Origin of the sequence: Xylophilus sp. (assembly GCA_009914555.1) — a bacterium.
Lineage (GTDB): Bacteria > Pseudomonadota > Gammaproteobacteria > Burkholderiales > Burkholderiaceae_C > WNDY01.
On record WNDY01000080.1, the window covers coordinates 1 to 14,712 of the forward strand.

The 14,712-nt window shown below is 52.2% G+C and carries 11 protein-coding genes and 2 pseudogenes; 5 read left to right on the plus strand and 8 right to left on the minus strand.

Annotated features, from left to right (window positions below; genetic code table 11):
- Positions 1-508 (minus strand): transposase (locus GAK38_RS21500; protein ID WP_325346951.1); only part of this gene is annotated, 508 nt, incomplete at its 3' end.
- A 231-nt stretch (positions 509-739) separates the two neighbouring features.
- Here GAK38_RS21500 and GAK38_RS21505 point away from each other — a divergent pair.
- Positions 740-1,018 carry a hypothetical protein gene (locus tag GAK38_RS21505; RefSeq protein ID WP_325346976.1) on the plus strand — a complete coding sequence of 93 codons (279 nt, stop codon included), beginning with the start codon at positions 740-742 and terminating at the stop codon, positions 1,016-1,018.
- Positions 1,015-2,373 (plus strand): annotated as a pseudogene (locus GAK38_RS21510) (phosphoethanolamine transferase). Before GAK38_RS21505 ends, GAK38_RS21510 begins: the two are co-directional and overlap by 4 nt.
- 45 nt (positions 2,374-2,418) lie before the next feature.
- Here the strand turns inward: GAK38_RS21510 and xylA are convergent.
- The 3 genes and pseudogenes from xylA to GAK38_RS21525 all read right to left on the minus strand — a co-directional run bounded on the left by xylA (position 2,419) and on the right by GAK38_RS21525 (position 6,292).
- Positions 2,419-3,724 (minus strand): annotated as a pseudogene (gene xylA / locus GAK38_RS21515) (xylose isomerase).
- Between the two features lie 42 nt (positions 3,725-3,766).
- On the minus strand, positions 3,767-5,221 hold the full coding sequence (gene xylB, locus GAK38_RS21520) for a xylulokinase (RefSeq protein ID WP_325346977.1): 1,455 nt from the start codon (positions 5,219-5,221) through the stop codon (positions 3,767-3,769).
- 60 nt (positions 5,222-5,281) lie between these two features.
- Complete coding sequence (locus GAK38_RS21525) at positions 5,282-6,292, minus strand: LacI family DNA-binding transcriptional regulator (RefSeq protein WP_325346978.1); 1,011 nt, start codon at positions 6,290-6,292, stop codon at positions 5,282-5,284.
- A gap of 295 nt (positions 6,293-6,587) precedes the next feature.
- Between GAK38_RS21525 and xylF the strand changes: the two genes are divergently transcribed.
- From xylF to GAK38_RS21540, 3 genes are all read left to right on the plus strand, one after another.
- Positions 6,588-7,607: a D-xylose ABC transporter substrate-binding protein gene (gene xylF, locus GAK38_RS21530; protein ID WP_443089258.1), complete on the plus strand. Its 1,020-nt coding sequence runs from the start codon at positions 6,588-6,590 to the stop codon at positions 7,605-7,607.
- Between the two features lie 162 nt (positions 7,608-7,769).
- Positions 7,770-9,305 carry a xylose ABC transporter ATP-binding protein gene (locus GAK38_RS21535; protein WP_325346979.1) on the plus strand — a complete coding sequence of 512 codons (1,536 nt, stop codon included), beginning with the start codon at positions 7,770-7,772 and terminating at the stop codon, positions 9,303-9,305.
- Positions 9,306-9,347: 42 nt separating this feature from the next.
- Entirely contained in the window at positions 9,348-10,517 is a 1,170-nt protein-coding gene (locus GAK38_RS21540) for a sugar ABC transporter permease (protein ID WP_325346980.1), read from the plus strand.
- Between the two features lie 52 nt (positions 10,518-10,569).
- Here the strand turns inward: GAK38_RS21540 and GAK38_RS21545 are convergent, their stop codons facing one another.
- The 4 genes from GAK38_RS21545 to GAK38_RS21560 form a co-directional block, all read right to left on the minus strand.
- A complete protein-coding gene (locus GAK38_RS21545; protein ID WP_325346981.1) occupies positions 10,570-11,862 on the minus strand; it encodes a solute carrier family 23 protein in 1,293 nt (430 codons plus the stop codon).
- Positions 11,863-12,016: 154 nt separating this feature from the next.
- Positions 12,017-12,766 carry an outer membrane protein gene (locus GAK38_RS21550; RefSeq protein ID WP_325346982.1) on the minus strand — a complete coding sequence of 250 codons (750 nt, stop codon included), beginning with the start codon at positions 12,764-12,766 and terminating at the stop codon, positions 12,017-12,019.
- Between the two features lie 165 nt (positions 12,767-12,931).
- A complete protein-coding gene (locus GAK38_RS21555; protein ID WP_325346983.1) occupies positions 12,932-13,717 on the minus strand; it encodes a spermidine synthase in 786 nt (261 codons plus the stop codon).
- A 559-nt stretch (positions 13,718-14,276) separates the two neighbouring features.
- Positions 14,277-14,712: IS30 family transposase (locus tag GAK38_RS21560; RefSeq protein WP_325346984.1), on the minus strand; the 436-nt coding region annotated here is incomplete at its 5' end.

Genomic DNA, 14,712 nt, shown 5'->3' on the forward strand with positions numbered 1-14,712 from the left:
ATGGTGATTCGCCCGAGCCGTTCTTCGGCTTGAAGCTCTTGATCGACGCCCAGGCTTCGATCAGCGTGCCATCGACAGAGAAGTGGTCCGTTGACAGCAGCCGCTTTACCTTGGGCTGCGAAAGGATCGCACCCAGGAACTTCGCGGCGATGTCGCCTTCCAGCAGCCGGTCGCGGTTCTTCGAAAACACCGAATGGTCCCAAGCTGGATCGTCAATGCCAATGTCGACGAACCAGCGGAATAGAAGGTCGTATTCCAACCGCTCCATCAAAAGTCGCTCAGAGCGGATTGAATAGAAGGCTTGCAGAAGCATGGCGCGCAGAAGCTTTTCAGGCGCGATCGATGGCCGCCCGATCGGCGAATAGAGCGCTGCGAACTCCCGTTCCAGCAAAACGAGCGCGTCGTTCACGATCTGCCGGATTGCCCGCAGCGGATGATCACGACGAACACGATCCTCCAGATCGACATAACTGAAGAGTTGACCTGTCCTCACATCGCCGCCACGCATCCATCAACTCCGAATCTCCACAAAGCCAATGAATCACGACCAAAGTCTTCACGCCAGGCCTTTTTCAACAGCCTGTTTAGTTAGGGCAATCCGGGATCAAAAATGCTTCTTTTGTCCCGCCGTAGAAAAGCCATGTTGATTTCATGTCTGAATGAAATGTGCGTAATAAAGCGATCACATAATTGACCGTTTCTGTGGGTGCGAATTCAAAGCTTTTCGAAAGCATGTTCCATGCAGAAATTCCGCCCTTTGATTGCCAGCGGGCCACTGTGCCTTTTAACGGCACTTTACGTTCTTATATTCACAAACACGTCGTTCTGGCGTGCAATCGGCGCCTATTATGCTGATGCTCCATTAAGGCTGGCTGGCATAGCCGTGGCACTATTGCTTCTGTACGTCGCGCTATTTGTGCTGTTTTCGGCGAAATATATTATCAAGCCGATGCTGATCCTGTTTGTGCAATCGCGGCGGGCGGCTCTTATTTCACAGATACGTTCGGAACGATCATAGACAAGTATGTCGTTGAAGCCGCACTTACCACCACACAGGCTGAATCCGGTGCGCTCCTGACCCCAAGCTTTCTCTGGCATATGCTAATTTGTGGTGTTGCTCCATCATTATTGATTGTCTGGGTGCGTATCAAACATCGACCTATTCTCGGCAAGCTGATGGTAAACACAGGCATTATTTTCACCTGTCTGATTGCTTCAGTCGCCATACTTGGTGCGAATTATGCTGCGTATTCATCGATGTTTCGTGAGCATGGTGCCGATATCATGCAGAAGCTGATGCCAAGCACGCCCATTGCCAGTACAATCCAATATGTCTCACATGTTTATAAGAACCGCGCTATTGTTATGGAGCCGCTTGAGCTTGATGCCAAAGAGACACTGACGCAATTGCCGGCAGGCAAAAAGCTGGTAACGGTCGTTGTCGTGGGGGAAACCGCGCGTGCGCAGAGTTTCAGCCTCAATGGTTATGCCCGTGAAACCAATCCCGAATTGAAAAAACGCGATGTTGTTGCCTTCACCGATACAACGAGTTGCGGAACATAAACTTCCGTTTCAGTGCCTTGCATGTTTTCGCCTTTCACCCGTGAAGACTATTCCAATACGAAGTTCCGCGGTTCTGAAAACCTGATGGATGTGCTCAAACATGCAGCCGTGCAGACGAGTTGGTATGAGAATAATACCGGCAGCAAGGGTGTTGCCGAACGCATCAAGTTGATCGATTTGCAGGGTGCGCAGGACAAGCGCTATTGCGAAGGCGACGAGTGTCTCGATCAGATATTAGTGGATAGCCTGTCCAAAGAACTCAGTGAAGTTTCCGGCAATGCAACCATCGTTCTGCACATGACGGGCAGCCATGGTCCAGCCTATTACCGCAGATATCCGGCTGAGTATGCGGGATTTAAACCTGACTGTCGTTCAAATGATTTTGCTAAATGTTCGCAAGAAGAGATCGTCAACGCCTATGACAACTCGATCCTCTATACAGACCATATTTTGTCAGAGGTTGTCGATCTTCTCAAAGCGCATGAGGACAAGTTTGCATCTGCGATGATTTATATGTCCGATCATGGCAAGTCGCTTGGCGAGGACGGTCTTTACCTTCACGCAGCTCCCTATTTCATTGCCCCATCTCAACAGACACACATACCGTTTATCACATGGGTTGCACCGGAATATGCGGCCGATACCGGTCTTGATCTTGATTGCTTGCGCAAGACGACAGCGGAGCCGTCATCGCATGATAATCTGTTTCATACTGTGCTTGGCATGATGGCGGTCAAGACATCTGCTTACGACCAGAAGTTAGACCGTTTTGCCGCCTGTCGAACACCACCTAACGTGGCGCTGAACTAAAACAAAAACCCCGCTAGATGAGCGGGGTTTTTGTTTTGCGTAAGATTAAACGTAGCGGTTGACCACGTTTTCCAGATATTCCTGACGACCGGATCGCGGCTGCGGATTGATGTCTTTTGCTTCAACTTCCGATGCAATCTGCTCCAGCGACATGCCGGTTGCAAGTGTCTTGCCGAAATCGCCAGACCAGCCAGCATAACGCTCATCAAGCGGCTTGCTCAGTGCGCCGTCCTGGAACATACCGGCTGCAGCCTTGAGTCCGCGCGCAGCAATCCATGCCGCCGATATGGCCGATTAGCAAGTCCTGCGGATCAAGCGATTGACGACGCAGCTTGGCATCGAAATTGGTGCCGCCATTCTTCAGGCCGCCGTTGAGCAGAACCTGGTAATAAGCGAGCGCCATTTCCGGCACATTGTTCGGGAATTGATCTGTATCCCAACCCGACTGATAGTCATTGCGGTTCATGTCGATGGAACCGAGGATGCCAAGGCTGCGGGCCAATGCCAGCTCATGCTCAAATGAATGGCCTGCGAGAATTGCATGGCCCTGTTCGATATTGACCTTCACCTCGTTTTCGAGGCCATAGCGCTTGAGGAAGCCATAAACCGTTGCGACATCGTAATCATACTGATGCTTGGTTGGTTCCTGTGGCTTTGGCTCAATCAGAATTGTACCCTTAAATCCGATCTTGTGCTTGTACTCGACCACCAGATTGAGGAAGCGGCCCATATTGTCGAGCTCGCGCGTCAGATCGGTGTTGAGCAGGGTTTCGTAATCCTCACGGCCACCCCAAAGCACATAATTGTCGCCGCCAAGACGCTTGGTTGCATCAAGGCATGTTTTCACGGTCGCCGCTGCAAAAGCAAAGACTTCCGGATCGGGATTGGTGGCAGCGCCTGACATGTAGCGGCGATGTGAGAAAAGATTGGCTGCACCCCACAAAAGCTTGATGCCGGTTTCGGCTTGCTTACGCTCGAAAATATCCACAATAGCTTCGAGGTTCTTCGTGTTTTCAGCAAAATTATTGCCTTCCGGGCGCACGTCGGCGTCGTGGAAGCAATAGAAAGGTGCGCCGAGAAGCGAGAAGAATTCAAAGGCTACATCAGCTTTCAGTTTGGCAGCTTCAAGACCATCCTTATACCAGGGGCGGTCAAACGTGCGTCCGCCGAAAGGGTCGCCACCTTCCCATGCGAAGGTGTGCCAATAGGCGACTGCAAAACGTAAGTGGTCTTCCAGACGCTTGCCGAGGACGATTTCGTCCGGATTATAGTGGCGAAACGCCAGCGGATTATCGCTGTCGGGACCTTCATAACGTATTTTTTGGATGTCGCCGAAAAATCCGGTGCTCATCATGCTCCTCCAATGTTGATGCGGGTGACGCTGCGTCTGGGCTTACTGAGCCAGAGGTCGCAGCGCGGGATAAAGTGCGTGGTAACGCTGATAGGCTTCGTCATATGAAGCGGTCAGCGTGTGTTCGGGTTCAATCGTGCGGGCTGTGCGCGGCGGCGTGCAGATTGCAAAAGGATCGGCGCTACTGGCGGCGATCAGGCCAAGACGCGCTGCGCCAAATGCGGCACCGAAATCGCCTTCTTCGGGAAGAGAAATTGGAACATTCAATGCTGTAGCAATAGATTTGAGCCAATAGGCAGAGCGCGAACCACCACCAACCGCGATGAGTGATTTGATCTCCGTGCCTGCGGATTGCAGCGCTACGAGATTATCGCGGATCGCAAATGCAACACCTTCAAGCACCGCTTGCGTCATCGCTTTGCGGTCTGTTTCGTGTTCAAGGCCGTTGAAGCTGCCACGAATTTTGGCGTCATTATACGGTGTACGCTCGCCGGAAAGATATGGCAGGAATGTTGTGCTGCCGGGTGCGTTGAGCTTGTCGCCGAGCTCGGCGTCCAGTGTGTGTGGGCTGGTATCTGTAATGCGCGAGAACCAATCGAGAGCGCTCGCAGCCGACAGGATGACACCCATCTGGTGCCATGTACCGGGAAGCGCATGACAGAAAGCGTGGACAGCACTTTCTGGCTTTGGTTGATAAGCGCCATTGGCGGCAAACAGAACACCTGATGTGCCAAGCGAAACGAAGGCATGACCGGGCTGAACGGTTCCCATGCCGCAGGCCGAGGCAGCGTTGTCACCCGCACCACCGGCAACGACAGGAGCGTTGGAAATTCCCCAACGCGCGGTGAGCTCAGCACGCAAAGTTCCGGTGGCGTCGCTGCCCTCGGCAAGTTTGGGCAAGTGGTTTTCGGTCAGCCCAGTCTTGGAAAGCAGATCGGATGACCATTTGCGTGCGCCGGTATCAAGCCAGCTTGTGCCAGCGGAATCCGACATGTCGGATACATACTCGCCGGTGAGCCAGAGGCGCAGATAATCTTTTGGCAACAGAACCTTGCGGGTGCGCGCGAAAATATCTGGTTCGTTGCGCGCCACCCAGACGAGTTTGGGTGCGGTGAAGCCCGGGAAAACGATGTTGCCGGTTATGGCACGAAAGGCCGGATCGGCATCAAGTTCGGCAGCCTCTTTATAGCTGCGTGTGTCATTCCAGAGAATGCAGGGCCGAAGCACCTGATCGTTTTCATCTAGCAGCGTTGCACCGTGCATCTGACCGGAAAGACCAATGCCTGCAACGGCTGCAAACTCCTTTGGATGTGCTGCGCGCAGACCACCGATGGCTGCTTCACAAGCTTTGATCCATTGTGCAGGGTCCTGTTCGCTCCAGCCTGGATGTGGGCGGGACACATCAAGTTCACCATGTGCTGAGCCAATAAGCTTCTGTTCGCCGTCGATCAGAAGCGCTTTTACGCCGGATGTTCCAAGATCAAGTCCGAGATACATAATTGCTCCAGTCGAATTATCGTGTGTTCCGCGCCTCAGTCGAGCTGCGGCAGGTTGTCTTTAAGAAAGATTTCGATGCGGATATGTTCCTGTCCTTGCACAATAGCGAGGCGGTCCGCTGTTGCTTTGAGAACGCGTATGGGCACTGCGAATTTCATGTCCTGCATCCTGTGCCAACACAGCATGAACAAGGCCATCTTTCAGCGCCTGCGATGTGACACCATCGCGTTCGTGGGCGATGACCAGGGGTTGATTCCCGTTTCGGGAAGCTGCGAGCGCGCGGACAAGACCGCTATTGCCTGCACCCAGGCTATAAATTCCTGCCACGTCCTTGTGTTTCTCAAGAAGCTCAAGCACGAGTTTTTCAACGCGCGCACCTTCATCAAAACCTTCGAGAACCGGCAGAATCTCGCGCCCTGAAAAGCCAGATTCCATTGCGCTTTTAAAGCCCTCAAAGCGCGCCAGATGGTCATGCATTTTCAGCGAGCCGGCGATAACTGCGATGGCGCCGCCGGTGCCGTTGGCAAACAGGCCCAGCAAATGCGCCGCTGTCCGTCCCGCCGCGCCATTATCAATGCCCACATAATGTGCCCGCGATGAGCGGTCGAGATCGGAAACCAGTGTTACGGTGTGGATGCCCAATTGGGTAAGCCGTGCGCAAGCCTCCCGCACCGGATCAGTATCGACTGCAACAAAGGCGACACCATCAGGTTTGCGCTCTGCGCTTTCATCCAAAGCCTTAACAAGTGCCGCTTCATTGAACGTCGGTACAAGCACGAGATTGATCAGAACACGCTCGGACAAACCCCGCTCTGTCGCCGCTTCAAGTTCTGCGCGCAGGCTCTGCATGAATGTGTTTTCATTATCCGGCAAAATAAAATCGAACTGGTAGAGTCTACCCCGGGCGAGATTGGCGGCGCCCACATCACGAACATAGCCGAGCGTGTCCATCGCGGCCGTCACACGGTCGCGAGTCTTTGCTCTGACGCCGGGACGGTCGTTCAGCACACGGTCAACCGTGGCGAGACTGACGCCCGCTGTTCTGGCTATGTCATGCACTGTGGGTTTCATTCTCACTCCTCGGGGCGGAACATAGGAGCTAAAATGAGGTACATAAATCAAAAAAATGCTTGCTATTCATTTTTCTTCACGTATCAATTGCATCCAAGAATGGGATCGTGTGCCTGAGCGCGCGGTTCTGCTGGAGTGATCTTGGTGCAAGGCACCGCAGGGAGGATCAACCAAGTAAAGAGTGAGCGCCTCTTTGGGGGTGGCTTTGTTGTGCCAGACTCCGGGGGGCGGGTTCGTTCGGGGCGAGGTCATTTATCAACCGGCACAAAGCCGGCGGTGATTGGAGGAAACGTGCATGAAACGTCGTAATTTTCTAACAGGCGCGCTGGTGGCAGCAGCTCTCGGTATCGGTTCAATGGGTGCCGTGCCTGCTTTTGCATCGCCGGAAAATCCGGTTATAGGCTTTTCAATTGACGATCTGCGCGTAGAGCGCTGGGCACGCGACCGCGATTATTTCATCGCAGCAGCAGAAAAGCTGGGTGCCAAGGTCAATGTTCAGTCGGCTGACGGAAACGAAGAGAAGCAGGTCAAGCAGGTCGAAAACCTTATCTCGCAGGGCGTTGATGCCATCGTGATCGTCCCGATGAATTCGAAGGTTTTTGATGCGGTCGTAGCCGACGCTAAGGCTTCGGGCATTAAGGTTCTTTCCTATGATCGCCTGATCCTGAATGCCGATATCGATGCTTATATTTCCTTCGACAATGAGCGCGTTGGTTTCATGCAGGCGGAAGCCGTGCTGAAGGCTAAGCCAGAAGGTAATTATTATCTGCTCGGCGGTTCGCCAACCGACAACAACGCGAAGCTGCTGCGAGCTGGTCAGGAAAAGGCGCTGAAGGAAGCCGTCGATTCCGGTAAGGTCAAGATCGTTGGTTCGCAGTGGGTCAAGGAATGGAGCCCGACTGAAGCGCTCTCCATCATGGAAAATGCTCTGACCGCTGCATCCAATAAGATTGATGCCGTTGTCGCTTCCAATGACGGCACCGCGGGTGGCGCAATTCAGGCGCTTGCAGCACAGGGCCTTGCAGGCAAGACTGCAGTTTCTGGTCAGGACAGCGATCTGGCAGCCGTTAAGCGTCTCGTCGACGGCACGCAGACCGTGACCGTTTACAAGCCACTCAAGCTGATTGCTGAAGAAGCAGCAAAGCTTACCGTGCAGCTCGTCCGTGATGAAAAGCCGGAGTTCAACGGCAAGATCGACAACGGTTCGAAGGAAGTCGATACGCTTCTGCTGACGCCGACTGCCGTGACCAAGGACAATATCGACGTCTATGTGACGGACGGCTTCTACACCAAGGAACAGATTGAAGGGCAGTAAACCTTCCGTCTCGCGAACTTGAAAACAGGTTGTGGGGCCAGGTGTTGCAAGCTCTGCTTTTGCATCTGGCCTCGCATAAATCAGGCAACCTTTTTCTGACAGCGCTGTCGGATGCGGATTTAAACGCCGGATATTTTGAAAAATACTGCAAGGTCGATATTGATGTCCGAATATCTTTTGGAAATGCGAAACATCGGTAAAGAGTTCAACGGCGTGAAGGCGCTGGATGGCATTTACCTGAAAGTGCGCGCGGGAGAATGTGTCGGGCTGTGCGGTGAAAACGGGGCGGGAAAATCCACCCTGATGAAAGTGCTTTCGGGTGTTTATCCCTATGGCACATGGACTGGCGAAATATTATGGGAAGGTCATGAACTTAGGGCGAATGGCATTCGTGATACCGAAGCTGCGGGTATTGTCACCATCCATCAGGAGCTGATGATGGTGCCGCACCTCTCGGTCGTGGAGAATATCTTTCTTGGTTCCGAGCCGACGACTGGCGGTTTCATCGACTACGACCAGATGAATGCACGGGCGACCGAACTGCTCGCCCGTCTCAAGATAAATGATATCAATTTTGCATTGCCGGTTTATCATTACTCAGGCGGTAAACAGCAGCTGATCGAGATCGCAAAGGCGATCAACAAGAATGCCAAGCTTCTAATCCTTGACGAGCCTACCTCGGCGCTGACTGCTTCAGAAACGCGGGTTCTGCTCGACCTGATCAAGGACTTCAAAGCGCAAGGCACAGCTTGCGTTTATATCTCTCACAAGCTTGATGAAGTGGCGGAGATCTCCGACACGGTCACAGTCATTCGTGATGGCGCACATATCGCGACACGCCCTATGGCTGGACTCACAACGCCCGATATCATCACGATGATGGTTGGTCGCGAGATGAAAAACCTCTTCCCGCGCGAACCACACGACATTGGCGAGGTGATGTTTGAAGCCCGCAATGTAAGTTGCTGGGATGTGACCAATCCGGATCGTAAAGTAGTTGACAATGTTTCGTTCGCGCTAAGGCGCGGCGAGATACTGGGCATCGCGGGCCTTGTTGGTGCGGGGCGTACGGAACTCGTATCGAGCCTGTTTGGTGTCTGGCCGGGCGCCCATCAGGGGCAGGTCTTCCTCGAAGGCAAGGAAGTCAAAATCCGAACGCCACGCGATGCGGTGCGGCAGCACATTTGCATGGTGCCGGAGGATCGCAAGCGCGATGGCATTCTGCCTATCATGCCAGTTGGCCATAATATGACGATTTCAGTGCTTGATCGCTTTTCGCTGCGCGGCCTTATCGATAAGGAATCCGAACTCGCGACTATCCAGCGTGAGATTTTGCGACTCAAGGTCAAGACCGCTGATCCGATGTTGGCTATTGCCTCACTATCTGGCGGCAATCAGCAGAAAGCCGTGCTTTCAAAAATGATGCTGCCTGACCCGAAAGTGCTCATTCTGGATGAGCCGACACGCGGCGTTGATGTTGGTGCGAAGTACGAAATTTACAAGCTGATTTTCGCACTCGCCAAACAGGGCGTATCGATTTTGATGGTTTCGTCAGAAATGCCGGAAGTGCTTGGCATCAGTGATCGCGTGCTCGTCATCGGCGAGGGCAAATTGCGCGGTGACTTCCCGAATGAAAACCTCACCCAGGAGAAGGTTCTTGCCGCGGCGATTGGCAAGCCTGCAACCAATGCGGCCTAGTTTTTAAACATTGATCCGCAGCTAATCTAACTGGTGCATGACATGACGTTGACAGGCAAAAGCCTCAGAAAATTTTTCGCAGAATATAAGATCGTGGCGCTGCTGATTGTCGTCGCTTTGATCTGGGCATTCTTCGCCATCATGACTTACGATCCGGAAATGGGCCGGTCGCAGTTTCTGACGGCGCGCAATTTCTCCAATCTTCTGCGCCAGATGGCAATCACCGGCATGTTGGCCTCAGCCATGGTGTTCGTCATCGTGGCGGGTGAAATCGACCTTTCGGTGGGCGCTTTGCTGGGCCTGCTAGGCGGGGTCGCGGCGGTCCTCGATGTGGTCTATGGCTGGCCGCTATGGGCCACGATCAGTACGGTTCTTTTGCTGGGGGTAGTCCTTGGCGGATTTAACGGTTGGCTGACCGCCTATCTCGGTATTCCGTCCTTCATTATCACACTAGGCGGACAATTGGTGTTTCGCGGTATCGTGCTGGGCATTATGGGTGGTGTTACCATCGCGCCGATTTCGCCTGGGTTTAAATATATCGGTCAGGGTTATTTGCCCGGCTGGCTCGGCAATGTCTGTGCCATGGTGCTGTTTACAGTGCTGATCCTGATCACGCTCAGAACCCGTTCCAGCAAGCGCAAGCACAATCTGCAAACACTGTCGCCAACGATGGAAACCGCGCGTCTTCTGGGTACGGGTATTCTGATCCTTGGCTTTATCCTGATCCTCAACAGCTATCAGGGTGTGCCGGTTCCGGTTCTCGTGCTGCTGGTCATTCTCGGTGTCTTTACCGTCATTTCCCGTCAGACCGTTTTCGGGCGGCATATTTATGCGGTTGGCTCTAACCTTGAAGCCACGCGCTTTTCAGGCGTGAATGTGAACTTCGTCAAGATGGCCGTATTTGCGCTGATGGGGTTGATGGCGGCTGTCGCAGGCCTCACCACGACTGCACGCCTTGCGGCTGGCACACCATCGGCAGGTTTTGGCGGTGAACTCGATGCCATCGCATCGTGCTTTATCGGCGGCACATCCATGCGTGGGGGCGTTGGATCGGTGATTGGTGCGCTGGTCGGTGCGCTTATTATGTCGAGCCTCGACAATGGTATGTCGATGCTGGGCGTCGATACGTTCTGGCAGCAAATTATCAAGGGCAGCATTCTGGTGCTTGCGGTTTATCTCGATATCGTATCGTCAGGCACGCGTCGCGCTTGATGAGGGCGGGGGCTGTCGCGCAAAACCTTCACTGGTTTTGCGCGACACGTTTTTAGTTTTTCTCATCACCGCTTGGACGGCCAATGCTCAACAGCTGATAGATAATCAGAGCAGCAAAAGTGGACGTACCAATTCCACCCAGCGCGAAACTTCCAATATTTACGGTGAAGTCACCGGCACCAAAGATGAGTGCTACGCCAACCGTGAAGAGATTGCGTGGATCGGCAAAGTTTACCTTGTTGTCCACCCAGATGCGCGCCATTGCCGAAGCAATAAGACCGAAGACCGATACTGCAAGACCTGCCAGCACAGGGGCGGGGATTGTCTGCAGGATCGCGCCAAACTTTGGCGACATGCCGAGTGCGATTGCCACGACAGCAGCGATCACAAAAATCAGCGTCGAATAAACTTTGGTCATTGCCATGACGCCGATATTTTCAGCGTAAGTGGTGACGCCCGTACCACCACTAGAACCGGAAATCATTGTGGCGATACCGTCACCCAGAAAGCCGCGGCCGATATAGCGGTCCATGTTCTGACCGGTGATTGAGCCAAGCGCTTTGATGTGGCCAAGATTTTCAGCAACAAGCACGATGGCGACCGGCGCAATGAGTGTGATTGCAGGCCAGGTAAATACGGGTTTTGCGAAGGTTGGCAGGCCGAACCAAGGCGCCGCACTTACGGCTGCAAAGTTGATGCCTGGCACGAAACCTAGACCGTTGCCGAAAATTAGCACGAGGCAATAGCCGAACAGCAGCGCCAGCAAAACGGCAATGCGTTTGGTCGCAAGCGGACCATAGGCGGAAATCATCGCCATGCAGAGTACGGTCAGCATCGCAATGGTCATATGCGCGCCGGTGCCCTTGAGCTGACCTACGGCCACAGGAGCGAGGTTCAAACCGATTGCCACGCCAATCGCGCCGGTTACGGCCGGTGGCATGAGTTTTTCGACCCAGCCTGTACCTACTGCCATAACAATAAGCCCGATCACCGCATAAAGCGCGCCACAGGCGATGATGCCGCCAAGTGCAAGACCGATGTTAGGATTGGGGCCGCTGCCGGAATAGCCGGTGACTGCAATCACCACCGCAATGAAAGCAAAGGACGAACCCAGATAGCTCGGCACGCGGCCACCGGTCATCAGAAAGAACAGAAGCGTTCCAATGCCAGAGAAGAATACCGCAACATTCGGGTCAAAGCCCATGAGCAAGGGAGCGACGATTGTGGAGCCGGACATGGCCAGCAAATGCTGGATGCCCATTGGCACGGCTGCTGCAGTTGGAAGCCGCTCATCGGGTAGCACGATGCTGTTATTAGTTAGACGCCAATTCGGGAAATAGGACATGAACCCCTCATGATCAGATTTATCCAGAGAGACTTATCCGCAATCTGGTATGATTGCTAGCTTTTATGGGAAGAACAGTCTTTTTAACCAGTCATTTTTGACATAAGAAAAAGCCCGCGCAATTCGCAAGGGCCTTATCTTTTCAACATCAGAACTAGAATTTGTAGGCAATACCCATTCTAATTTCATTGGTGCGGAGGCGATTTGTCTCTTTCGCATTACCAAAAGCAAGGCTTTCTGTTCGCTTGCCAAAGTCTGTAAAGCGATACTCAACCCTCAAGATGACATTGTCAGTAGCGGCATAATCGACGCCAGCACCGAGTGTATAGCCTGCTCGCCAACTTTTCTGACTATATTTGCCGTCGAAGTCTTCTTCCGGTTCTACTAATGTCGCTTTGGTACTCTGGTTGACCAATCCAAAAGCAACGCCACCCGTTACAAAAGGAAGAAAGCGATCAACTGCGTAGCCAGCACGGGCACGAACAGAGCCTGACCAATCGAGCGTTTCACTAAACTTCGCCGTACCGTAATCGTTCGTTACAGTTTGATCGCCTTTCATCCGAGTATAGACTGCATCTGCTTCAAGACCCAGTATGGCGTTCCCTCCCATATCGAAGTTGTAGCCCCCGTATACGCCACCCAGAAAACCCTTTGATTTGGGTGTTATAGTTGCCTGTACGCCCGGTATGCTTTCACAATCTTCGTCCACGAATGGAGAAGAAGACACGCTGTTCTTTGGGTTTGCCCAGCCATAACCAACCTGACCGCCAAGATAACCACCTGCCCAGCTAAACAGAGCTGCAACAGGTGTTGGCTCGAACGATGAGACGACATCGGCAGCGTAAGCAGAGGAGAATGGAACTGTTGAGAGAAGTGACAATGCAATAATAGTCTTAATCTTCATAATTACCCCAATAAAGTATTCAATGAGGTGTCAATAATGTATTTGTATTATAATTAAAAATAGCAAATATTAGCTAGATATATATTTTATTGCGTATGTTTTAGAATAAATTAATGTATTGAATGCTCAGGATGGAAATTCATTTTCCATCCTGCAGTCGCGATTTTAGTTCACAGTTTGCAATATTGAATTGCTGTCAGATGTGATGCTTCTATTTGTATCAATCGCAGGCGAAATTTTATTGGCGAAATATATGTAGTGAAAAGCGTCGGTCCTTCCGCCGATCAAACAAATGTCTTGCCTGCTCCAATGCCAACTTAACTTGCTGAGCTTTTTCTCAAACTCCAGCGAAGCATTGGCCGACCAGAAACTCGCGATGCCTGTTGGCGTTAATGCGCGTTTGATAGCCGTCAAGCCGCAGCCGTCATAGATCGCATTGTTTTCACTTCTGACCAGAAACTCCGGTCCATTATCAGTATCCATTAAGATCAGATCATATGTGGACTCGTGCTGCCGTAATGTCTCCATAACGTCGCCAACGTGAATTTTCACCCGATTATCCTGAAGTGGAAAACCTGCTAGAGAACCAATCACGGAACGGTTCCAGTCGACGATTTCAGGTACAAATTCGCAAACCGTCACCTCAGTATCGTTGGGCAAATAGTTGAGGGCAGCACGAAGTGTAAAGCCCATGCCAAGCCCGCCAATGAGAACTTTTTTCGGTTTGCGGCCGAGTAGCCTCAACGACCTTTCAGCGAGTATTGTTTCTGATTGGAAATTAATGTTCGACATCAACTCGATGCCGTTATAGCGAATTTCGTAGATATCGTTTCTTCGGCGCAATAGTATTTCGTCGCCAGCATTATTGCTGGCGCGTGCCAATTCTGTCCAGATTGCCATAATAAATCCCAAACGTTGACGCTGCCGGTCACCCAGCAGGACTTTTCGCATTCATTGTGAAAGGGATTGGGGTCGCTGCGGGATTAAACGCGCAGCAACCCAATGGCATCGTCCGATCTGGCATCCATTATAAGAGGAAAGGCAGACTCATCATTCGACACACCAAGCAAAAGCAGTATTTTTCGAAAGTTGATCGTCATATCCTCAGGCAGAATTAATTATCGCAATGGATCGGTGAGTTACTGTCTCTAAGAAATGGTGGGGCTTTTTGCAAGCTTATCATGCCGATGACATTAAAGGTTGAGCTGGCTTGCCTGCTGACGCGAGCTGCGTGAAGCTGACGTATCCCAATTTTCTCTAAGTCGTATTATGGACAATGGTCGCAGCGGAAAGGCAGTGCTTCTGGACTATTCACGTTATCGGCGGTCAACTTCCTTCGAGTAATGATAAGCTCAATGCCAAAAAAATTGTGGCAAGCGAACAGAACGTCAATTGTTTGCGTTCACTAGCCGAATTGGTGCTTTGGTAATGGAGAGCACTCAATAAGTGAGATAACTTCTGGAGAGAAGCTGTGTGAGGTCAGGCTGAAGCGCGACTTTTCGGTTTGAGTTTACGCATAACCATGTCTGTTTGCGAAGAGTTTCTGCCGAAAGACTTCTGCGGGCGTTTTGTACCCCAAACATTTACGCGGTGTATTGTTGAGGCAATAGCAGATGAATGCGAGGTCTCTATCACTGAGGGTGAGCGGATCAAGATCTCGGGGAAGCCAGCGTCTTGTCCGTCTGTTGGTGTTCTCAACAGTGCCTTTCTGCCAGGGTGATTGCGGATCACAGAACCATGTTTGAGACCCTATCCCATTCTGCAGATAGGACCACTGTGTAAACTCAGTACCACGATCAAACGTAATCGATCGGCGGGCTATTTGGGGCAGGGGCTGGAGTGCCCTGATCACCCCATCCATCACCGGCTTTGATTGACGATCATTGTTGCGCAACAAAACCGTGAAGCGGCTCACCCGCTCGACCAGAGACGTCACATTGGCGTTG